At 65.4% G+C, this 19,915-nt stretch carries 19 protein-coding genes and 2 tRNA genes; 9 read left to right on the top strand and 12 right to left on the bottom strand.

Annotated elements, in window-relative coordinates:
- Position 1 precedes the first annotated feature (1 nt).
- Positions 2 to 2,764, top strand: a complete 2,763-nt coding sequence (locus tag MYCSM_RS20535) for an MMPL family transporter (protein ID WP_232425637.1) — start codon at positions 2 to 4, stop codon at positions 2,762 to 2,764.
- 74 nt (positions 2,765 to 2,838) lie between these two features.
- Positions 2,839 to 2,979, top strand: coding sequence for a hypothetical protein (locus tag MYCSM_RS37285; protein WP_015308085.1), 141 nt, complete (start codon positions 2,839 to 2,841; stop codon positions 2,977 to 2,979).
- Here MYCSM_RS37285 and clpX read toward each other — a convergent pair.
- Positions 2,976 to 4,256 (bottom strand): ATP-dependent Clp protease ATP-binding subunit ClpX, encoded by a 1,281-nt coding sequence (gene clpX / locus MYCSM_RS20540; RefSeq protein ID WP_015308086.1) that lies wholly within the window; start codon positions 4,254 to 4,256, stop codon positions 2,976 to 2,978. The two genes, MYCSM_RS37285 and clpX, sit on opposite strands and share 4 nt — an antisense overlap.
- Before the next feature lie 291 nt (positions 4,257 to 4,547).
- Between clpX and mmuM the strand changes: the two genes are divergently transcribed.
- Entirely contained in the window at positions 4,548 to 5,402 is an 855-nt protein-coding gene (gene mmuM / locus MYCSM_RS20545) for a homocysteine S-methyltransferase (protein ID WP_041314539.1), read from the top strand.
- Between the two features lie 54 nt (positions 5,403 to 5,456).
- On the opposite strand, the gene clpP2 is transcribed toward mmuM, so the two are convergent.
- The 4 genes from clpP2 to MYCSM_RS20565 all read right to left on the bottom strand — a co-directional run bounded on the left by clpP2 (position 5,457) and on the right by MYCSM_RS20565 (position 8,302).
- Positions 5,457 to 6,104: an ATP-dependent CLP protease proteolytic subunit ClpP2 gene (clpP2, locus tag MYCSM_RS20550; RefSeq protein ID WP_015308088.1), complete on the bottom strand. Its 648-nt coding sequence runs from the start codon at positions 6,102 to 6,104 to the stop codon at positions 5,457 to 5,459.
- Complete coding sequence (locus tag MYCSM_RS20555) at positions 6,101 to 6,685, bottom strand: ATP-dependent Clp protease proteolytic subunit (RefSeq protein ID WP_198345104.1); 585 nt, start codon at positions 6,683 to 6,685, stop codon at positions 6,101 to 6,103. Before MYCSM_RS20555 ends, clpP2 begins: the two co-directional genes overlap by 4 nt.
- A 106-nt stretch (positions 6,686 to 6,791) precedes the next feature.
- Positions 6,792 to 8,189, bottom strand: coding sequence for a trigger factor (tig, locus tag MYCSM_RS20560; protein ID WP_015308090.1), 1,398 nt, complete (start codon positions 8,187 to 8,189; stop codon positions 6,792 to 6,794).
- A gap of 39 nt (positions 8,190 to 8,228) precedes the next feature.
- Positions 8,229 to 8,302, bottom strand: a tRNA-Pro gene (locus MYCSM_RS20565).
- A gap of 120 nt (positions 8,303 to 8,422) precedes the next feature.
- Here MYCSM_RS20565 and MYCSM_RS20570 point away from each other — a divergent pair.
- Positions 8,423 to 8,496: transfer RNA gene (locus MYCSM_RS20570), tRNA-Gly, on the top strand.
- A gap of 47 nt (positions 8,497 to 8,543) precedes the next feature.
- Here the strand turns inward: MYCSM_RS20570 and MYCSM_RS20575 are convergent.
- A complete protein-coding gene (locus tag MYCSM_RS20575) occupies positions 8,544 to 9,329 on the bottom strand; it encodes a glycoside hydrolase family 16 protein (RefSeq protein WP_015308091.1) in 786 nt (261 codons plus the stop codon).
- Between the two features lie 121 nt (positions 9,330 to 9,450).
- Between MYCSM_RS20575 and MYCSM_RS20580 the strand changes: the two genes are divergently transcribed.
- Together MYCSM_RS20580 and MYCSM_RS20585 are read left to right on the top strand one after the other, a co-directional pair.
- Positions 9,451 to 10,266, top strand: a complete 816-nt coding sequence (locus MYCSM_RS20580) for a DUF1542 domain-containing protein (protein WP_015308092.1) — start codon at positions 9,451 to 9,453, stop codon at positions 10,264 to 10,266.
- A 6-nt stretch (positions 10,267 to 10,272) separates the two neighbouring features.
- Positions 10,273 to 10,563 (top strand): DUF1330 domain-containing protein, encoded by a 291-nt coding sequence (locus MYCSM_RS20585; protein ID WP_015308093.1) that lies wholly within the window; start codon positions 10,273 to 10,275, stop codon positions 10,561 to 10,563.
- 44 nt (positions 10,564 to 10,607) lie between these two features.
- On the opposite strand, the gene MYCSM_RS20590 is transcribed toward MYCSM_RS20585, so the two are convergent.
- The 6 genes from MYCSM_RS20590 to MYCSM_RS20615 form a co-directional block, all read right to left on the bottom strand.
- Positions 10,608 to 11,402, bottom strand: coding sequence for an Fpg/Nei family DNA glycosylase (locus MYCSM_RS20590; RefSeq protein WP_015308094.1), 795 nt, complete (start codon positions 11,400 to 11,402; stop codon positions 10,608 to 10,610).
- Positions 11,403 to 11,404: 2 nt separating this feature from the next.
- Positions 11,405 to 11,884 (bottom strand): ribose-5-phosphate isomerase, encoded by a 480-nt coding sequence (locus MYCSM_RS20595; protein ID WP_041314541.1) that lies wholly within the window; start codon positions 11,882 to 11,884, stop codon positions 11,405 to 11,407.
- A 120-nt stretch (positions 11,885 to 12,004) separates the two neighbouring features.
- Complete coding sequence (locus tag MYCSM_RS20600) at positions 12,005 to 12,958, bottom strand: isopenicillin N synthase family dioxygenase (RefSeq protein ID WP_015308096.1); 954 nt, start codon at positions 12,956 to 12,958, stop codon at positions 12,005 to 12,007.
- Positions 12,955 to 13,401, bottom strand: a complete 447-nt coding sequence (locus tag MYCSM_RS20605; protein WP_015308097.1) for a nucleoside deaminase — start codon at positions 13,399 to 13,401, stop codon at positions 12,955 to 12,957. The genes MYCSM_RS20600 and MYCSM_RS20605 overlap by 4 nt, the downstream gene beginning before the upstream one ends.
- Positions 13,402 to 14,808: a purine-cytosine permease family protein gene (locus MYCSM_RS20610; protein ID WP_015308098.1), complete on the bottom strand. Its 1,407-nt coding sequence runs from the start codon at positions 14,806 to 14,808 to the stop codon at positions 13,402 to 13,404.
- 191 nt (positions 14,809 to 14,999) lie between these two features.
- Positions 15,000 to 15,608, bottom strand: coding sequence for a mycothiol-dependent nitroreductase Rv2466c family protein (locus tag MYCSM_RS20615; RefSeq protein ID WP_015308099.1), 609 nt, complete (start codon positions 15,606 to 15,608; stop codon positions 15,000 to 15,002).
- Between the two features lie 217 nt (positions 15,609 to 15,825).
- Between MYCSM_RS20615 and MYCSM_RS20620 the strand changes: the two genes are divergently transcribed.
- Genes MYCSM_RS20620 through MYCSM_RS20630 form a run of 3 tightly spaced genes read left to right on the top strand, consistent with a single transcriptional unit; the run spans position 15,826 to position 19,770 of the window.
- Positions 15,826 to 16,692, top strand: a complete 867-nt coding sequence (locus tag MYCSM_RS20620) for an FAD binding domain-containing protein (protein WP_015308100.1) — start codon at positions 15,826 to 15,828, stop codon at positions 16,690 to 16,692.
- The gene (locus MYCSM_RS20625; protein ID WP_015308101.1) at positions 16,692 to 17,183 is read left to right on the top strand and encodes a (2Fe-2S)-binding protein; all 492 of its coding nucleotides are present in this window, start codon (positions 16,692 to 16,694) and stop codon (positions 17,181 to 17,183) included. Before MYCSM_RS20620 ends, MYCSM_RS20625 begins: the two co-directional genes overlap by 1 nt.
- Positions 17,176 to 19,770, top strand: a complete 2,595-nt coding sequence (locus tag MYCSM_RS20630; RefSeq protein ID WP_015308102.1) for a xanthine dehydrogenase family protein molybdopterin-binding subunit — start codon at positions 17,176 to 17,178, stop codon at positions 19,768 to 19,770. The genes MYCSM_RS20625 and MYCSM_RS20630 overlap by 8 nt, the downstream gene beginning before the upstream one ends.
- The last annotated feature ends 145 nt before the right edge of the window (positions 19,771 to 19,915 follow it).

The following is a 19,915-nucleotide window of genomic DNA, read 5'->3' on the forward strand; positions in this document are numbered from 1 at the left end:
CGTGGCCCTATTCGCGGTGCGACGACCGAAAACCGTATTGGCCGCCGCTGTCGTGCTGCTGGCCATCGGAATCGTCCTCGGCGGCAGCGTCTCCGAGAAACTGGGCATCGCCGGCTTCACCGATCCCTCTACCGAAGCGGCGCGAGCTGACGACTTCCTCGACCAACACTTCGGTGCCACGCCGAACCTCGTGCTGCAAGTCGTGGCCAGAAACGGCACCCTCGACCACCCCCGCGTCGCCGCCGCTGCGGACGAAGCACGCAAGGCGGTAGAGGCCGAACACTCCGCGAAGGTAATCGCCTCGTACACCGACTCCTCGGCGACCGACCTGCGCAGCCGCGACGATCGTTCCGGACTGATCCTGGTGCATGCGGCGGGAACCGCGGACGAGGCCGCGCACACTGCGAGCCGGATCATCAAGGCGTTGCCCGGTGACGACGCCGACGTGAGTGTCCGGGCGGGCGGCACCCTGGGTGTGCAACGAGAGACCGAGGAACGGGTCAACCACGACCTGGCGCTCAGCGAGAGCATCGCGCTGCCGGTCTCGCTGGTCGTGCTGATCATCGTCTTCGGCGGTGTCGTCGCCGCGCTGCTGCCCGTCGCCATCGGGGTCACCTCGATCGTGTTGACAATGCTGGTGTTACTGGCGCTCACCACCGTCACCGATGTGTCCATCCACGCGCTGACGGTGGCGACGGCGTTCGGCCTTGGGCTTTCCATCGACTTCGGTCTGCTGATGGTGTCGCGGTTCCGCGAGGAGCGCGCCAAGGGCAACGAGCACGAGGCAGCGATCATCGCAACGGTCACCACCGCCGGGCGCACCATCGTGTTTTCCGCCGCCACCGTCACCGCCGCGATGACCGGACTTCTGGTGTTTCCGGTCTACTTCGTCCGCTCGGTTGGCCTTGCCGCGATTGCGGTGGTCATCCTGGCCGCGCTCAGCGCAGTCGTGCTGCTGCCCGCGCTACTGGCGTTGCTCGGCTCGCGCATCGACGCGCTGCGCGTCATCCGCCGAAAGACGCAAGTCTCAGCGGACTCGGCGTTCTGGCGTCGCTGCGCCGAGGCGGTCATCCACCGGCCCTTTTGGTTCGCGCTGCCTGTGGTCGCAGCGCTACTGGCGTTGGGCATTCCGTTCCTGCACGTGCAACTCGCCACTCCGGACGAGCGTGCGCTGCCAGCGGACTCCAATGCGCGCCTGCTGACCGAATCGTTGCGCAGCGACTACCCGGTCGACGGCTCACAAGCGGTGACACTGGTGGCCCCCGCCGGCGCTGCAGCGCTGACGCACCTTGTTGAACCGGTCTCACGGATGGACGGCGTGGTACGCGTCAGCCCACCTTCGGCGCCCACCGCCTCGGATGCCGGCTACGCCTTCGTGTATCTGTCGGTCGACGCGCAATCAGAGACTGCTCAACGCGTCGTGCGCGATATCCGCGCCATGATCCAAGATGACCGGGTCGGGGTTGGCGGACCCACTGCGAATCTGATCGACAGCCGCGCCGCGATCGCCGCCCGCCTCCCCTTGGCGATCGCGATCATGGCCGGCGCCACATTCCTGCTTTTGTTCCTGTTCACCGGCAGCGTCGTGGTGCCCATCAAGGCGTTGTTGCTCAACGTGCTGGTGCTGTCCGCCGTGCTGGGCGTCATGGTGTTGGTGTTCCAGGACGGGCACCTTGCGTCGGCACTCGGCGTGACCCCCGCGCCACTGAACTTGTCGATGGTGGTCCTGTTGTGCTGCATAGCGTTCAGCTTGTCGGTCGACTACGAGATCTTTCTGCTCAGCCGCATCAAGGAAGCTCGCGACGGTGGCTTGTCGAATGACGACGCTATCGTCGCCGGGCTGGGCCGGGTTGGCCGAATAATCACCAGCGCGGCCGTGCTGCTGACGATCACGCTGCTGTCGTTCGCCAACGGGCTGTCCTTCATGAAGATGTTCGGCATCGGCACAGCGCTCGCGATCGTCATCGATGCCACAGTGATCCGCGGCGTGGTGGTTCCGGCATTTCTGCGCCTCGCCGGTGAATTCAATTGGTGGGCGCCCGCACCGCTGAGGTGGCTGCACGATCGGATCGGGCTCAGTGAAGCGCCGGAGCCGGAACCGCGGACCGAAGTCCTTTCTCATCCGACGCAGCCGGATGAGAAGACCGTCCCTGCTACGAGGACGCTTGACCGAACCTCTCACGTCGAGGTACTGCCCGGCACGCACGTCGTAGCCAATCTCGATGGCATTGTGATCGTGGTCGCTCACCGCGATGGCGCGCCGCTCTCGCAGGGATCACCTGCCGCACAACAGATCTCTACACTTCTCGATACGGTGCGGCGTTGCGATCGTCGGCGACTCGCCGGGGCACTCTCGGTGCTGGCGTCGACGACTCGGGGAATGGCCGACTTCGCCGTGGTGGTGCGTAGCGACACCGCATCAGACGTGTATCTGTACGGGGCGGTCACCGTCGGGTTCGACACCGGCGCGACGCTGAGTGAGTTGCTTGGCACCCCGGGCAGGGTTCGTACACACCGGTCGCTGCCATTGCCCGCCGTGGCCACCGTCGTCACCGTCGACGAAGAGCGCCGACGGGCACCGGACCGAACGCAGTGGACGGGAGTGTTCGCACTGGCGGCGGGAATCGTGCCTGGACGAGGTGCAGTCATCTGGACGACTCGGCCGATAGCGGCCAGGCAGGCGCCCGACGAGGACGTGACGGCGCGAATCGACAGAGACGCGACCATACGGATCGGGCAGCTGCCGCAGCGGCGCGGCACCTGATGCGTGTTGCCCGTCACGAAGTCGCGTAGTCGCCTACTCGTGTGCATCGCTGCCGGATGGAGAAGTCTCGAGTCATGGTTACCGAGCTGCAGTTCGTCGCGGTCGCCGTCTTCTTGATATGGGGCCTGGCGGCCTCACTGTGCGGGCTGCTCAAACAAGACGTCGACGACACACAGTTGGTGAAGGGCGACCACAGCTCGAGTACAGAGACCTAGGCGGACTTGTCGCGGCGCTCTGCACGCGACGGCTTGCGCGGCACGATCGTCGGCAGCACGTTGTCCTGCACGGTCTCCTTGGTGACGACCACCTTGGCGACGTCGTCGCGGCTGGGGATGTCGTACATCACCGGCAGCAGGACCTCTTCCATGATGGCGCGCAGACCGCGGGCACCGGTGCCGCGGTGGATCGCCTGATCGGCGATGGCATCGAGCGCGTCCTCGGTGAACTCCAACTCGACGCCGTCCATCTCGAACAGCCGAACGTACTGCTTGACCAATGCGTTCTTCGGCTCGGAGAGGATCTTCACCAACGACTCTTTGTCCAAGTTCGTCACCGACGCCACCACCGGCAACCGGCCGATGAACTCGGGAATCAGCCCGAACTTGATCAAGTCCTCTGGCATCACTTCGGCGAAGTGGTCCTGGGTGTCGATCTCAGCCTTGGAATGCACCTCAGCGCCGAAGCCGAGGCCGCGCTTGCCGACGCGGTCGGAGACGATCTTCTCCAGCCCGGCGAACGCACCCGCGACGATGAACAGCACGTTGGTGGTGTCGATCTGGATGAACTCCTGATGCGGATGCTTGCGGCCGCCCTGCGGAGGCACCGAGGCCTGCGTGCCCTCGAGGATCTTCAGCAGCGCCTGCTGCACACCCTCACCCGAAACGTCACGCGTGATCGACGGGTTCTCGCTCTTGCGGGCGATCTTGTCGACCTCGTCGATGTAGATGATGCCGGTCTCGGCGCGCTTGACATCATAGTCAGCGGCCTGAATCAGCTTGAGCAGAATGTTCTCGACATCCTCGCCGACGTAGCCGGCTTCGGTCAGCGCGGTGGCATCCGCGATCGCGAAGGGGACGTTGAGCATCTTGGCGAGCGTCTGCGCGAGGTAGGTCTTACCGCAGCCGGTGGGGCCGAGCATCAGAATGTTTGACTTTGCAAGCTCGACCGGCTCGGCGCGTGAATCGCGCATCTTTTCCTGCGCCTGGACGCGCTTGTAGTGGTTGTAGACGGCGACGGCCAGCGTCCGTTTCGCGGTGTCCTGACCGATGACATAGCCCTCGAGGAAATCACGGATTTCCGCGGGCTTGGGCAACTCGTCAAGCTTGACGTCGTCGGCGTCAGCCAGTTCCTCTTCGATGATTTCGTTGCAAAGGTCTATACATTCATCGCAGATATAGACACCGGGGCCCGCAATGAGCTTCTTGACCTGCTTTTGACTCTTCCCGCAGAACGAGCACTTCAGCAGGTCACCGCCGTCTCCAATGCGTGCCATGGTGGTGGGGCCCTACTTTCCTCGCAGTCGTAATGAAGCTCGTTTTACGAGTCACCGTCGGGTGTTGGTCCCGACGCTACCCGTATGTTCCGGCGCGGTGCGACCGATAAAGCCGAATCGCGTCGTTGGTATTTATCTGTGTTGCAGAACATATCGCTTGACTCGCCGTCTAGCCCACCGGAACCCGCCACTGTGTCCCTGGCGTGTCGCCGCTGTTATGAGACCGAGAGGCCGCCCCGGTAATGGCCGTAAAGTTGCGATGTGGTGTTCGCTGCGCCCCACGATACCGTGCTGATCGCAGACGGCGGCCTGGCAACCGAATTGGAAGCCCGCGGCCACGACCTGTCCGACGATCTGTGGTCGGCCCGTCTGCTGGTGGACGCTCCCGCTGCGATTGTGGCCGTGCACTGCGCATTCTTCCGCGCTGGCGCCTCCATCGCGACGACCGCGAGCTACCAGGCGTCGTTCGATGGGTTCGCTGAACGCGGAATCTCGCGGACCGAGGCAGAGCGGCTGATGCGCCGCAGTGTTGCGCTTGCGAGGGATGCGCGCGACGAGGTCGGCGGTGACGGTTGGGTGGCAGCGTCGGTCGGGCCGTACGGCGCCGCGCTGGCCCACGGCGAGGAGTATGTCGGGCGCTACGGGCTGACGGTCTCGCAGCTGGCGAACTGGCATCGGCCGCGGCTGGAGGTGTTGGTGGCCGCCGAGCCCGATGTGCTGGCGCTCGAGACGGTGCCCGATGTCGACGAGGCCGAAGCCTTGGTCACGTTGGTTCACGAGCTCGGTGTGCCGGCGTGGCTGTCGTACACGATCACGGGGACGACGACGCGCGCCGGGCAGCCACTCGCCGAGGCGTTCGCGGTGGCGTCCGATATGCCGGAAATCGTTGCGGTGGGCGTGAATTGCTGCGCGCCGGCCGATGTCGAGGACGCGGTGCGGGTGGCGCGTGAGGTGACAGGCAAGCCCGTCATCGTCTACCCCAACAGCGGCGAATCCTGGGACGGCGAGCGTCGCACGTGGATCGGTGAGGGCCGGTGGTCGGCGGACCTCGCAGCGCGCTGGGCGGCCGCGGGCGCACGCATCGTCGGCGGATGCTGCCGGGTAGGTCCCGACGATATCGCGGCCTTGTCATCGACTCTGCGGTGAGGGCGCGAGCATCTCGCACTTCTGCGCCCTGTGCGCAGAGTCAACGGCGAAAAGCTAGGCGGTCTGGGCCGAGAGCTTGCGGTACTCGAGGACCGTGTCGATGATCCCGTACTCCTTGGCCTCCTCGGCCGTCAGGATCTTGTCGCGGTCGGTGTCCTTACGGATGACCGCGGCGTCCTTGCCGGTGTGGTGGGCCAGCGTGCTCTCCATCAGCGTGCGCATCCGCTCGATCTCCGCGGCCTGAATCTCCAGATCGGAGAACTGGCCCTGGATCACGCCGGACAGCGCCGGCTGGTGAATCAGCACACGCGCATTGGGCAAAGCCATCCGCTTGCCGGGCGTGCCCGCGGCCAACAGCACCGCGGCGGCCGATGCGGCCTGGCCGAGGCAGACCGTCTGGATGTCGGCCCGCACGTACTGCATGGTGTCGTAGATCGCCATCAGCGAGGTGAACGAGCCACCCGGCGAATTGATGTACATGGTGATGTCGCGGTCGGGATCCAGCGACTCGAGCACCAGCAGCTGGGCCATGATGTCGTTGGCCGACGCATCGTCGACCTGCACGCCGAGGAAGATGATGCGTTCCTCGAACAGCTTGTTATAGGGGTTGGATTCCTTGACGCCGAAGCTGGAGTGCTCGATGAACGACGGCAGGATGTAGCGGGCTTGCGGCTGCAGTCGCCGGTCGGTGTGGTCGGTCATGGCTTGACTCCGTTGACATTGGCGTTGGTGATGATGTGGTCGACGAAGCCGTACTCGAGGGCTTCCTGCGCGGTGAACCAGCGGTCGCGGTCCGAGTCCGCCTCGATGCGTTCGATCGGCTGGCCGGTGAACTCGGCGTTGAGCCGGAACATCTCCTTCTTGATGACCGCGAACTGCTCGGCCTGAATCGCGATGTCGGCGGCGCCGCCGGTGATGCCGCCCAGCGGCTGGTGCATCAGGATCCGTGCGTGCGGCAGCGCGTAGCGCTTGCCCTTGGTGCCCGCGGCGAGCAGGAACTCACCCATCGACGCGGCCATGCCCATTGCGTAGGTCGCGACGTCGCATGGGGCCAGCACCATCGTGTCGTAGATGGCCATGCCGGCGCTGATCGAGCCACCCGGCGAGTTGATGTAGAGGTGGATGTCCTTGGTGGGGTCCTCGGCGGCCAGCAGCAGAATCTGCGCGCACAGCCGGTTGGCGATGTCGTCGTCAACCTGCGAGCCAAGGAAGATGATCCGCTCGGACAGCAACCGCTCGTACACCGAGTCGACGAGGTTGAGCCCTGGCGCCGCGCTTCGCATGTCAGTCACGACTGGATACCTGCTTTCTTCTAAGTCTTGGTTCACTCGACACTAACCAACCTGCGCGGCCGTGCACTCCCTAGACAGCGCGCGTTCGCTCACAGCGTCACTTGGCGTCGGCGGATACCTCATCGGAGCTGGTCTCTTCGGCGGCCTCATCAGCAGCCTGCTCGGCCTGCTCGCCGGACGGCCCGAAGAACTCCGTGGTGTCGATCACGTTGCCGTCGGTGTCGGTGACGGTGCCGCCGTGCACGACGGCAGCGACGGTCAGGCCACGGCGAACGTCGGCGAACATCGCGGGCAACTGGTTGTTCTGCTGCACGAACTGCAGCAGCTGCTGCGGCTCCATGCCGTACTGACGCGACATCAGCACGAGGCGCTCGGTCAGGTCGTTCTGGCCGACCTGGATGTCGAGCTTGTCGGCAATGGCGTCCATCAGCAGCTGGGTCTTGACGGCCTTCTCGGCGTTGGTGCGGTTGTCCTTGTCGAACTCCTCGCGGCTGCTGCCCTGCTCCTTGAGGGTCTCCTCGAACTTGGCCTCGTCGTGCTCGAAGCCGTGGATCGCGTTGTGCAGGGTGTCGTCGACCTGGGCCTGCACGATGTTCTCGGGCAGCGGAATCTCGGTCTGCTCGAGCAGCACCTCAAGCGCCTTGTCGCGGATCTGCTCGGCCTGCTGGATGCGCTTCGTGCGCCCAACCTGCTCGCGAAGGTTGCTCTTCAGCTCGTCGAGAGTGTCGAATTCGCTTGCCAGTTGGGCGAATTCGTCATCGGGCTCGGGCAGCTCGCGCTCCTTGACCGACTTCACGGTGACGGTCACCTGTGCCTCTTTGCCGAGGTGCTCACCGGCCGCGAGGGTGGTGGTGAAGACGCGGCTCTCCCCCTCCTTGAGGCCGACGATCGCCTCGTCGAGACCCTCGATCAGCTGACCGGAGCCGACCTCATGCGAGAGCCCCTCGGTCTTCGCCTCGGGCACGTCCTCACCGTCGACGGTGGCCGACAGGTCGATCGAGACGAAGTCGCCGGTCTCCGCGGCGCGCTCGACGCCCTTGAGCGTGCCGAAGCGGGCGCGCAGATTTTCGAGTTCGGCGTCGACCTCTTCGTCGGTCACCTGGATTGGGTCGACGGTGATCTTCAGGCCGTCGAGTTCGGGGAGCTCGATCTCGGGCCGGACGTCGACCTCGGCGGTGAACGTCAGGTCCTTGCCGTACTCCTTGTTGGTGATGTCGATCTCGGGCTGGCCGAGCGGTCGCACGTCGGAGGTCGTCACCGCCTCGGAGTAGCGGGCCGGCACAGCGTCGCCGATGACCTGGTCGAACATCGCCTGCTTGTCGACGCGCGACTCGAGCAGCTTCACGGGGACCTTGCCCGGCCGGAAGCCTGGCATGCGGACCTGCTTGGCCATCTGCTTGAAGGCGGTGTCGATGTCTGGCTGCAGCTCGGTGAAGGGCACCTCCACGTTGATGCGAACCCGCGTCGGGCTCAACTTCTCGACGGTGCTCTTCACGCTCTTGCTCCTTGTGTATGTAGTGGTAATCGTCCGGAGTCGGGGTGACAGGATTTGAACCTGCGGCCTTCCGCTCCCAAAGCGGATGCGCTACCAAGCTGCGCTACACCCCGCGCCCATTGGCCGGTCTGAAACGCAGACCTGACCACGCGAGATACTACGTGCTGGACACGCAAACCCTTTAATTGGATTTGGCTTGGGCGGCGCTAGTACAGTCTGCTGGTGCTGCACATGCGGGCGTAGCTCAATGGTAGAGCCCTAGTCTTCCAAACTAGCTACGCGGGTTCGATTCCCGTCGCCCGCTCCACCGTCGAACGGAAGTTCGACTTATTGGTCTTTGTCGAACGGACCCAGCTACCAGACGCGCACCCAGTCGACGAGCATGTGTGCGGGATACGTTCCCCCGCTTGGGTCGCCGCCGCCGGAGCCGGCGACCGCTAGATCCAAGACCGGAGACAGCGTGAAGCCAGGGTCGTTGAACTGCCATGACGGCAGCGAGTGCGCCGGCACCGTGAAGTATGGCTGGGCGCCGTCGGTGTAGTCCTTCCAAAACCGCATGCCCGCGTCGTCCCATGTACACCGCCACGTGTGCCACGCGCTGTCGACCGAGATGGTTTGGCTCGAATGCTCCCCACCGTTGAGTTTCGCGTGCACCGCGGTGCCGGGAGCCCAGTTGCCGTTGCCGTACCACTCCATGATGTCGACCTCGCCGCCGTTGACGGGGTTGTCGTTGGACAGGTACCAGGCAGGCCAGCAGCCCGGGGTCAGGCAGTTCAGCTTGATCCGGGCTTCCCAGGTGTGTCCGATGCCGCCGTAGAACGTGCTGAACACCTTGCCGCTGTAGAAGGTGTTGCCGTCCTTGGCGGCATGAAAGACGAGGTTCGAGTTGCCGTCGAGGTAGACGTTGCGACGATCGTCGCGATACTGCCCGACGTGTTCGGGCAGCTCCCAGTAGGTCGGGTCCTGCATCGACTCGCGGGCCTTTGCCACCAGCCACTTGGACGGATCGGGCGCCGAGCCGGCTGGCCCGTCGAACTCATCTTGGAAGATGTACCTGGGCTGCGCGCCACCCGGCGGTGCCGCCCAGGCCGTCGGCACTCCGATTGCGGCGCCCACCGCACCGAGCCCTGCCATCACCATCAGATCGCGACGATTCAAGTCAGCCACCCTGCGATGAAACCATGCCGTGGATTGTCGACTCCGCTCTGGGCGTAATTCGCGACCGAGTTTCGTGCGATCTCCCGTCGGTACGCTGGACGCCATGAACGGGGCCTTGCTCGTGCTCATCATCGTGGTCATCGGCGCTATCGCGTTTGCCGTCTACAGCTCATCGAAGGCGACGGGCAGGCGCAACGCGGCGTCGCTGGACGATGCGAAGGCCGATGCGCGTCGGCTCATCGAGCGACTCGGCGGCCAAGTGCTGAACCTGACCGGCACCGACGACGCGTCCAAGCAGGCGATGGCCGACGCGTCTGAGCGCTACACCGCCGCGTCGTCACAGATCGACCAGGCCACCACGGTGCGACAAGCTGCTCTGGCCAAGGAAAGCGCCATCGAGGGCCTGTACTACGTGCGCGCCGCACGCACCGCGATGGGCATGGACCCCGGTCCGGAATTGGAGTCACTGAGCGGGCAACGGTCGGCCGGCGCCGTCACCGAGGACCGGCGAATCAACTACGAGGGCCGCGAAATCGAGGCATCACCGACACCGTCGCAGCGCACACCGAACTACTACCCCGGCGGTCGCGTCGCCGGCCGTCCCGTCCCGGCGGGGTGGTACTCCGAGCCGTGGTGGAAAACGGCTCTGGTTGCAGGCGCGTGGGGCGTCGGCTCGGTGCTGCTGTTCGACGCATTGTTCGACGGCATGCATGGAGTTGATTACGGCGCACAGGGTTTCGAGAGCGGCTACGGCGACGGCTACTCCGACGGGTTCGCGGCCGCGCAGGACGGCGGCGGCTTCGACGGTGGCGGCGCCGACGCTTCGGGCTTCGACGGTTACAGCGGCGACGGTGGCGGTTGGGACGGCGGCGGCTTCGATGGCGGCGGGTTCGACGGCGGCGGCTTCGGCGACTTTTAACAGTCGATGGGCGCATACGTCATCTCCGAAGTCGAGATCCTCGACGAGGACAGCTTCGAGCAGTACCGCAATCTCGCCAAGGCATCGATCGAGAAGCACGGCGGGCGCTACCTTGTGCGGGCAGCGCTTCCCGAAGCGGCAGAAGGAGATTGGCCACCGCAACGACGGCTCGTCATCCTCGAGTTCCCTGACATGGACACAGCGCGGCGATGGTATTCATCGGAGGAGTACGCCCAGGCGTTGACGTTCCGCGACCGCGCACTGAGTCGACGACTCGTGTTCGTCAAGGGCATCTAGGGCATGGCGTAGCGCCGTCCATCGCGCGAACGACGCTGTTGGCGCTACATCTGACAGGTTGGACACCAAAACAGGTTGCGACCCTCGAGTTCGGCGCTGCGGATCGTTGTGCCGCATACCCGGCACGGTTCGCCGGCCCTGCGGTACACGTAGGTGCGTGGCCGGTTCGGAGCGTAGGACGGCATTCCGTGGTCGTCTTCGGGCCGGACGACCATGATCTTTCCGCGGCGCAAGCCGACCTTCATCAGCTCGACAAGATCGGTCCACATCGCGTCGAATTCCGCCTCGTCGATGCGTGTACCGATGCGGTACGGATCGATACGGTGCCGGTACAGCAGCTCGTTGCGATAGACATTGCCAACCCCGGCGAGCACCGTCTGATCCATTAACAGCGCACCAATCGGCCTGCGGGACTTGGTAATTCGCTTCCACGCCGACCCGCCGTCGGCCTCGCGTCGCAACGGGTCGGGCCCGAGCTTGGCCACCACGTCGGCGACCTCCGGTTCCTCGATCACCTCGCACACCGTCGGCCCGCGCAGATCGGTGCCGAATTCGGTGCCGATCATCCGCATGCGTACCTGGCCGACGGGTAGCGGCATCGGTAATGGCACTTCGGTGAATGTGCCGTACAGGCCGAGGTGAACGTGCACCACTCGGCCACCCTCATAGTGGTGAAAAAGGTGTTTGCCCCAGGCGGTGGCCTTCTTCAGCACCCTTCCGTTGACCGAGGAAGCGCCGTCGACGAACCTGCCCTGCGGGCTGGACACCATCACCGGCGCCCGGCCGAACCGACGCTGATGCAACCGGGCCAGCCGGTGCAGCGTGTGACCTTCCGGCATCCCTACGCGGGGGCGCCCGGTACCGGCGGCGCGACGTGGGTCTTCTCGTACTCGGCGAGGATGTCGATACGACGTTGGTGCCGTTCGGCGTTCGACCACTGGGCGGCCAGGAACGCGTCGATGATCTCCAACGCCTGCTCGACGGTATGCATGCGGCCGCCGATACCCATCACCTGAGCGTTGTTGTGTTCGCGAGCCAACGTCGCGGTCTCGACGCTCCACGCCAGCGCGCAACGCACGCCCGGCACCTTGTTCGCGGCGATCTGTTCGCCGTTGCCGGAGCCGCCGATTACGATGCCGAGGCTCTCGGGGTCGGCGACGGTTCTCTCGGCGGCGGCGATGCAGAAGGCCGGATAGTCATCCTCCGCGTCGTAGACGAAGGCCCCGCAATCGATCGGCTCGTGGCCGCTCTTGCGGAGGTGCTCGATGACAGCCTGCTTGAGTTCGAAGCCGGCGTGGTCAGCTCCCAGGTAGACGCGCATGGCGGTCATTCTGGCAGAGGGTGCACCGACCTCCGTCGCGAGCGCCCGTGTTTGTACACGACACGCCGAGGGAAGTTGGCATTTCGCGGTCGTTCGCGCGGAGGTCTAGCGGGTCCAGCGTCAACCGACGGTGATGGCGTCGAGCCGCTCCTTGATGAAATCCGAGGACATGACCGGCTCCAGCCCCGACACCCGCCCGATCGGCGGCGCCAAGGGCTCGACGACCGCGTCATGGTTGGCCTCGTAGAAGTAGATGAGCGAGACCAGGTCCTCCTCGGGCGCATGCGGTTGCGGTGGCAGCACCCGATGCCGGCCCGATGGCCAGCGCCGCCCGCTCCAGTACTCCAACAGGTCGCCGATGTTGACCGTCAGCGCGTCGGGGTCGTAGGGGGCGTCGCTCCATCCGTCGTCATCCGAATACACCTGCAGGCCACCGGCACCCTGCTCGCGGTCGAGGATCGTCACCGTGCCGAAGTCGGTGTGCGGGCCTATGCGGAATTGGCCCGGCTCGGGTTCACCGACCACGCTCACCGGCGGGTAGTGGTTGATGTTCATCGTCCAGGTCGGCCGGCTGGCCAACGCCGCGAACGGGTTCTCCGGCAGCCCGAGCGCATACGCGAACAGCGCCAGCAGATCGTCGGCGAGGCCACGCATGGCCGCGGTGTATTCGTTGACCAGCGGCTGCAATGACGGCACTTCGGCGGGCCAGACGTTGGGCGCGAACCAGATTCGATCCACCTCCGGATCGCCGGTTGTGGTCTCGGCACCCAGGCTGTAGCTCTCCTTGAGGTCCGGCGGCGTCTCGGTGCCCTCGGCGTACGCATTCGCCTCGACTCCGGGCGGCAGCCAGCCGTGGCCCGCGACGGGGACCGAGTAGCGCCGCTTGACGTCGTCGGGGAGGCCGAAGAACTCTCGTGCGGCTGCGCGCACATTGCGGCCCAACGCCGGGTCTACTCCGTGCCCGGTGACAAGGAGGAAGCCCGCTTGTTGCAGACCTCCGTCGACGGCCGCAGCTACCTTGGCGGCCGTCGCGCCACCCTCCTGCCAGTGCGAGATGTCAACGGTCGCAATCACTCACTTACCCCAATGTCTTCATTCCACAACTTCGGGTTGGCCGCGATGAACTCCGCCATCATTGTCACGCACCGCTGGTCGTCAACCACCGTGACCGACACACCGTGTTCGGCGAGCCAGTCATGCCCACCGGTGAACGTACGGCTCTCCCCTATCACCACCGCGCCGATGTTGAATTGACGCACCAGCCCACTGCAGTACCAGCACGGCGACAGGGTCGTCACCATCACCGTGGAGCGGTAGTCGCGTTGTCGGCCGGCCGCGCGGAAGGCGTCGGTTTCGGCATGCACCGACGGGTCGTCATGCTGGACCCGCCGATTGTGACCGGCACCGAGCAGCACTCCGTCGGTACTGAACAACGCGGCGCCGATCGGAATGCCGCCCTCCGCCAAGCCTTTTCGGGCCTCCTGGTAGGCGACCTCGAGCATAGAGTCGACGTCCATCTAGACGGCGACTCGCTCCGCGGCGATCTTCGACCGACACAGCACCAGATACGCGGCGGCGGACAACAGGAATCCGACGAAGAACGTGACATCACCGAGTGCCGGATATGCCTTGGCCACGAACCCGACGAATTTTTCCTGGTTGGAGAACAACGCCACCGACGCCACCAGTCCGATGGCGAACGACAGCAGCCCGTTCCAATTCGCATACGAGCGGTCGTAAAGGAATCGCGCGACGGTCTGGCCTTGGCGCAGGTATTGGTCGGCGAACATCACGCCCAGCCACGGGCCGATCCAGTACGCGATGATCAACAGGAACGCCTCGTAGCTTTGCGCGGCGTCGGGCAAGGCCCACCAGGCCACCAGGAACCCGGCCATGCCGAAGAAGACGGTGACCAATGCCCGGGCGATGTGGTGGGGCAGCTTGATGCCCAGCGTCACGAAAGCCATTGCGCCGGAATAGATGTTGATCGCGTTGGCCGCAATTGCGCCGATCGCGATCGCCAGGAGTGTCGCCTTGGCCAGCGGCGAGGCAAGCTGGCTGGTGAACGACGCGGTCGGATTGTCCAGCGTGTCGCCGCCGATGGTGACCGATGCGGCGCCGACGACCTCCAAGAAGACGCACGACACGAATAAGCCTGCCGCCGCGAAGAACCCGGTGCGCGCGGTCGACACCGTCGCAGGCAGGTAGCGGGTGTAGTCCGCCGCGTACGGCGTCCATCCCGCGGCGTAGCCGAATGCCGTGCCGACGGTGAGCAGGAATCCGCCCATGCCGCCGACACCACCGTCGGTGGGCGGCGCGCCGAAATGCGACTTCGACAGAATGACCACCGACGCGACCGCGAAGATCACCGCGAGCACCGGGAACGTCCACTTCTCGAACGCCTGCACCAGGTTGTGCCCGAAGAACGCGAGGCCCGTCTGCAGCAGCACGATGATCAGCAGCCCCACCAGCGGCCCGAACCCGAACAGCGTGGCCAACGCGTAGGCGCCGCTGACGCTGTTGGTAGCGAACCAGCCGACGCCCGCGGTCACCGACATCAGCACGGCCGGCAGCGCATTTCCCTTGAAGCCGAACGCAAGTCGGCCCAGTACCATCTGCGGCACACCATGCAGCGGTCCGCGCGCGGACAGGAAGTAATGCGCAATCGCACCGAGACCGGTGCCGATGACGATGCCGAGCACCGCCTGCCAGAAGGTCATGCCGAAGACGGCGACGGAAAGCACGCCGACGAAGACCGTGGCGAACTCCAGATTGGGTGAGGTCCAGGTCCAGAGCAACTGGCTGGGTTTGCCGTGGCGGTCGGCCTCGGCGATGTATTCGTTGCCGCCCGGTTCGACAGCGGCGACTTGGTCGCGGTACGAGCCGTCAGTCTGGACGGTCGGTTCGGTCAGTGTCACCGTCATACATTCATCCCCGCGACCCTTGCTCGCAACCGGAGTAAACGCGCCGGAAACAATCTGGCCCGAGAGCGGGTTGGTCGCCCACGGCGAGATCGTGCGCGACCCCAGCAATCCGCGGACGTTCGCCGATTTCTGCGCCAGGGTCGTGATTTTCGGGCGACAACGACCCTGGTGCAGAAAACCGCACAGTCCGCTCAGTCGAACTGCGGCGGCTCGGTGCGGGTGCGCTTGAGCTCCCAGAAGTGCGGATAGGACGCGAACGTCACCGAGGCGTCCCACAGCCTGCCGGCTTCCTCGCCGCGCGGGATCCGCGAGAGCACCGGGCCGAAGAACGCGACACCGTTGACGTGGATGGTCGGGGTGCCGACATCCTCGCCGACGGCGTCCATGCCCGCGTGGTGGCTCTTGCGCAGCGCCTCGTCGTACTTGTCGGTGCCGGCGGCCTCGGCCAGTTCGGCAGGCAGGCCGACCTCTTCGAGCGCCTCCTTGATGACGACGTCGAAATCCTTGTTGTCTTGGTTGTGAATCCGGGTGCCCATCGCGGCGTACAGCGGCGCCAGGATCTCCGAGCCCTTGGCCTGCTCGGCGGCTATCGCGACGCGGACGGGCTTCCAGGCCTGCTTCAGGCCTTCGCGATATTCCTCGGGCACGTCCTTGTTCTCGTTGAGCACGGCCAGGCTCATCACGTGGAAGTTGACCTCGATATCGCGGACCTTCTCGACCTCGAGGATCCAGCGCGAGGTGATCCAGCACCACGGGCACAGCGGGTCGAACCAGAAATCCGCAACCGACTTTTCAGCCATTACTACATGGTCCTTTCGGGAGTAGGTCAGACGTCCGTTCAGCACAACGGCGCATCCAACCGACGTGTTCCCACTGCTGTGGGATCCCACTTCCGATGTCATGTCATGTTTTCGCTACGACCTTCTCGAGGCGGTCTCGCGCTGTCGGTGAATCGGAGGACCCGCCGTCGCCCAACACGTAAAATCCAGGTCGGTCGGGGGGAGGCGCGCAGTGAAGATGTCGCCGTTCGACTACCACCGACCGGACACGGTCGACGAGGCGGTCGCACAGCTCGAAACGTACGGCGAGGACGGCAAGGTGCTTGCCGGTGGGCAGAGCCTTCTTCCGGTGCTCGCCCTGCGACTGACCCATCTCGGGCATCTCATCGACATCGGCCGAGTGCAAGGCTTGCAGTCGATCGAGGTGGATGACGACGGCACTGTCTCAGTCGGAGCGACAGTGACACACGCACAGGTCGAGAGGTCTGATGTCATGGCCGCCGCCGCGCCCGCGGTAGCCGGCGCCATGCCGCACGTCGGTCATCGGGCGATCCGGAGTCGGGGGACGGTGTGCGGAAGCTTGGCTCATGCCGATCCGGCGGCGGAACTGCCGGCAGTCGCCGTGGCGGTCGGCGCGGAGATGATCGTGCAGGGCCCGGCGGGACAGCGGACGATGAGTGCGGGTGACTTCTTCCAGGGATATTTTTCATCCGCGCTGAGGGAAGACGAGTTGCTCCTCGGAGTGCGCTTCCCCGCGTGGCCCCCCCGCGCGCGATGGTCGGTGCTGGAGGTGAGCAGGCGACACGGGGACTTCGCGCTGGTCGGGCTGGTGACGACCCTCGAGATCGACGAGGCCGGGTTGCTGCGGCGACCAGCGTTGTCGTTCTTCGGTGTAGCCAGCACGCCGGTGCGCGTCGCCCAGGCCGAGAATTTGCTCGACGGAAACGCTCCCGATCCCGCGCTCTTTGCGGAAGCGGCGAATGTCGTGTCGGGTGCGTTGGAGCCTCCCGATGACGACCACGCATCGTCGGAGTACAGGGCGCACGTTGCGGGGGTGCTCACTCGCCGCGGGCTCACCGAGACCACGGAACGGGCGGATGTCTGATGCAGGAGATCACTCTTCGGGTCAACGGTCGGGACGAGCGCGCGGTGGTCGAGGGTCGCACGACCCTCGCCGAATTGCTTCGCGACCACTTCGGGCTCACCGGCACGCATCTCGGGTGCGAGCACGGTGTGTGTGGTGCGTGCACGGTGGCGGTCGACGGTCAGCCCGTCCGTTCCTGCCTGATGCTGGCGATGCAGGCGGAGGGAGCGATCGTCGAGACCGTCGAGTCGCTCGGCGACGGTGATGGACTGGGGCTCATCCAGCAAGCGATGTGGGAGCGGCACGCATTCCAGTGCGCGTTCTGCGCACCGGGATTCCTCATGACGGTGCGGTGCCTGCTCGCGGACAACCCGACGCCGACGACAGCGCAGATCAAAGAAGAGCTCTCCGGGAACCTGTGTCGTTGCACGGGATACGCATCCATCCTCGCGGGCGTCGCCGAAGCCGTGGCCAAGTTGGCCTCCACCGCGGGAGGGGCGAACGATGCGTGAACAGATCATGGGGCGATTCGTCGGCGCCCGCGTGAGGAGGGTCGAAGACGGCCGCCTGCTGAGCGGGCGCGGTCGATACGTCGATGATGTCGTCGTCCCAAACATGGCGCACGCCGCATTCGTCCGAAGCCCATGGCCCCACGCCCTGATTCGCGGTATCGACACCACTCGCGCCCTAGCGGTTCCCGGCGTGCACGCCATCTTCACCGGTCCTGACATTGCCGCGATCACGAACCCGCTCATCGGGATGTTCGCCCTGCCAGGTCTTTACGACCCGTGGCACTGGGCCCTGGCGGTCGACCGCGTTCGCCTGGTCGGAGATCCGGTTGCCATCGTGATAGCGACGTCGCGCGCGGTGGCCGAGGACGCGGCAGAGACAGTCGAGGTGGAGTACGAGGAGCTGGAACCGATCGCGACGTTGGCGCACGCCCACGATCCCAGTCGGCCGGCGATCTGGCCGAAGGCCCACGGCAATGTCGTCTACGCGGCGTCGGAGTCGTTCGGCGACGTCGATGCTGCGTTCGCCGGGGCCTATCGAATCATCAGCGAAACGTTCCGCCAGCACCGGTACGCCAACCAACCGATGGAGACCAGAGGCACGGTGGCCGAGGTCGGCGCCGACGGCACTCTCACGTTGCACGCAGCCCACCAGGCGGCGCACGGCCTCAAGTGGGCGATGGCGATGTGCCTGGCCCGGCAACCGACGTGGATGTCGGTGCGCGACATGGTCCGCCAACGCGAACAGACGAAGGCCATATTCGCCGGAGTCCGCGACTTCGTTCGCAGCAACCCGGCGATGATGAAGGACTCGCTGCCGATGGTGCCGGTCATGCTGCGTCAGATCGCCAGGGATCCGATGCGGATGGTCCACCTCAACAGAGCGCTGCTCGGGTTGATGGCAACGCCAAAGGAACGGCTCCCGCGCGTCGTGACGGGCGACATCGGCGGTGCGTTCGGAGCGAAGACGACGGTGCTGCGTGAGGACGTCGCCCTGTGCGCTGCCGCACTGCGCCTCGGTCGGTCGATCAAGTGGATCGAGGACCGCAACGAGCACCTCGTGCTCGGCGGCCAGGCCCGTGACGAACAGGTCGCCGTCGAGGCTGCGGTGATGGACGACGGAACGGTGCGGGGGCTGCGGGCCAAGCTCACCATGGACGCCGGGGCCTATCCGGGCTTCCCGTCCGGGGCATCTCTGTTCTCCCGCATCATCCAGACGATGTTTCCCGGCCCGTACCGGTTCGATGCCATGCAGTTCGACATCGAGCTGGTCTCGTCCAACAAACCGACGTATGTCGCCTACCGGGGTCCCTGGGCGGTCGAGACCTTTGTCCGCGAACGGCTATTCGACGTCATAGCGCGCGAGCTGGGGATCAGCCGCGCCGAGATCCGGATGCGCAACATCGTCGGTCCCGACATGCTCCCGAGGGCGATGATCACCGGTCCGATCCTCGATGTGCGCATGTCGGCCAAGACCACCCTAGAGAAGGCTCTCGACGTCGCCGACTTCGACCATTGGGCAGAGGAGCAGGCGGCGGCTCGCAAGCAGGGTCGCCGCCTCGGACTCGGGTTCGCAACCTACATCGAAGCGGCTCCGGGACCGCCCGGGTTCTTCGATGCGGTCATGCCAGGCTTCTCCGCGATCATGGGCGCCGAGCCGATCCACGTAGTCCTCGAAGGGGATGGCAGCGTCACGGTCCACACCCGGCAGGTGCCCCATGGTCAAGGCCACGAGACGACCCTCGCCCAGGTGGCCGCCGACGAGCTCGGCCTTCCTGTAGAGGCCGTCCGAATCAGATACGGCGACACGAACTTCGCGCCGTTCGGCCTCGCGGGGACCGGGGGAAGCCGGTCGGCGGCGATGGCGGGCGGTGCGGTCGGGATGGCGTCGCACACGCTGCGCGAGCACATTGTCGACATCGCCGAGGACCTGTTGGAGGCATCGCCGGCTGACATCGTCATCGAAGACGGTGCCATTCACGTCGCGGGCGTACCCACGATGTCGCTGACGTTCCGCGAAGTCGCTGAGGAGGCGATGCGGCGTGGCGGGGTCGGCAACAGTGACCGGCTCGGCCGTGGTGAGGCCATCCGGGTGCACCGGGAATGGGACGGCGGCGAAGGCGGGTGGGCGCAGTCGACGCATGTGTGCTGGGTCGAGGTCGATCTCGAAACCGGGCTTGTGAAGATTCCTCGCTATGTGGTCGTGGAGGACTGCGGCGAGATGATCAACCCGGCCATAGTCGAGGGCCAGATCCGCGGTGGCGTCGCACAGGGCGTGGGCGCCGTGTTCTACGAGAAGACGACGTACGGGGAGGACGGGCAGCCCCGGTCGGGGACGTTCATGGACTACCTGATCCCGACCACGATGGAGATCCCCGATATCGAGATCCACCACATCGAGACGCCGACGGATATCCCCTACAACTATCGGGGCGTCGGTGAAGGGGGCATGATCGGCGCACCGGCGGCGATCACCAATGCGGTGGAGGATGCCCTCGCCGACCTCGGCGTCCGGATTACAGAACAGCATCTCCCACCGACCAGGATCCTCGAACTCGCAGGCGTCATCCCGGAGCGCACCGATCGATAGACGGCGGCTGGAAGCAGGCCGTGGACTAAACATCGTTCGAGTGATCGCCGCATAGGACACGCATAGTGTGCAAACGGTTATATAACTGTGTTGTCGATGTGACCGCTGTGAACCAGTGTTACTCCCGTGAATAAATCGAAACGAT

The sequence above is a fragment of the Mycobacterium sp. JS623 genome (genome assembly GCF_000328565.1).
In the GTDB taxonomy this organism is placed as follows: domain Bacteria; phylum Actinomycetota; class Actinomycetes; order Mycobacteriales; family Mycobacteriaceae; genus Mycobacterium.

Excerpts from the sequence above, each read along its gene's own strand:
- MYCSM_RS37285 (WP_015308085.1), top strand. The coding sequence starts at position 2,839 with ATGGTTACCGAGCTGCAGTTCGTCGCGGTCGCCGTCTTCTTGATATGG.
- clpX (WP_015308086.1), bottom strand. The coding sequence starts at position 4,256 with ATGGCACGCATTGGAGACGGCGGTGACCTGCTGAAGTGCTCGTTCTGC.
- clpP2 (WP_015308088.1), bottom strand. The coding sequence starts at position 6,104 with ATGACCGACCACACCGACCGGCGACTGCAGCCGCAAGCCCGCTACATC.
- MYCSM_RS20555 (WP_198345104.1), bottom strand. The coding sequence starts at position 6,685 with ATGCGAAGCGCGGCGCCAGGGCTCAACCTCGTCGACTCGGTGTACGAG.
- MYCSM_RS20575 (WP_015308091.1), bottom strand. The coding sequence starts at position 9,329 with ATGGTGATGGCAGGGCTCGGTGCGGTGGGCGCCGCAATCGGAGTGCCG.
- MYCSM_RS20580 (WP_015308092.1), top strand. The coding sequence starts at position 9,451 with ATGAACGGGGCCTTGCTCGTGCTCATCATCGTGGTCATCGGCGCTATC.
- MYCSM_RS20585 (WP_015308093.1), top strand. The coding sequence starts at position 10,273 with ATGGGCGCATACGTCATCTCCGAAGTCGAGATCCTCGACGAGGACAGC.
- MYCSM_RS20590 (WP_015308094.1), bottom strand. The coding sequence starts at position 11,402 with ATGCCGGAAGGTCACACGCTGCACCGGCTGGCCCGGTTGCATCAGCGT.
- MYCSM_RS20595 (WP_041314541.1), bottom strand. The coding sequence starts at position 11,884 with ATGCGCGTCTACCTGGGAGCTGACCACGCCGGCTTCGAACTCAAGCAG.
- MYCSM_RS20605 (WP_015308097.1), bottom strand. The coding sequence starts at position 13,401 with ATGGACGTCGACTCTATGCTCGAGGTCGCCTACCAGGAGGCCCGAAAA.
- MYCSM_RS20610 (WP_015308098.1), bottom strand. The coding sequence starts at position 14,808 with ATGACGGTGACACTGACCGAACCGACCGTCCAGACTGACGGCTCGTAC.
- MYCSM_RS20615 (WP_015308099.1), bottom strand. The coding sequence starts at position 15,608 with ATGGCTGAAAAGTCGGTTGCGGATTTCTGGTTCGACCCGCTGTGCCCG.
- MYCSM_RS20620 (WP_015308100.1), top strand. The coding sequence starts at position 15,826 with ATGTCGCCGTTCGACTACCACCGACCGGACACGGTCGACGAGGCGGTC.
- MYCSM_RS20625 (WP_015308101.1), top strand. The coding sequence starts at position 16,692 with ATGCAGGAGATCACTCTTCGGGTCAACGGTCGGGACGAGCGCGCGGTG.
- MYCSM_RS20630 (WP_015308102.1), top strand. The coding sequence starts at position 17,176 with ATGCGTGAACAGATCATGGGGCGATTCGTCGGCGCCCGCGTGAGGAGG.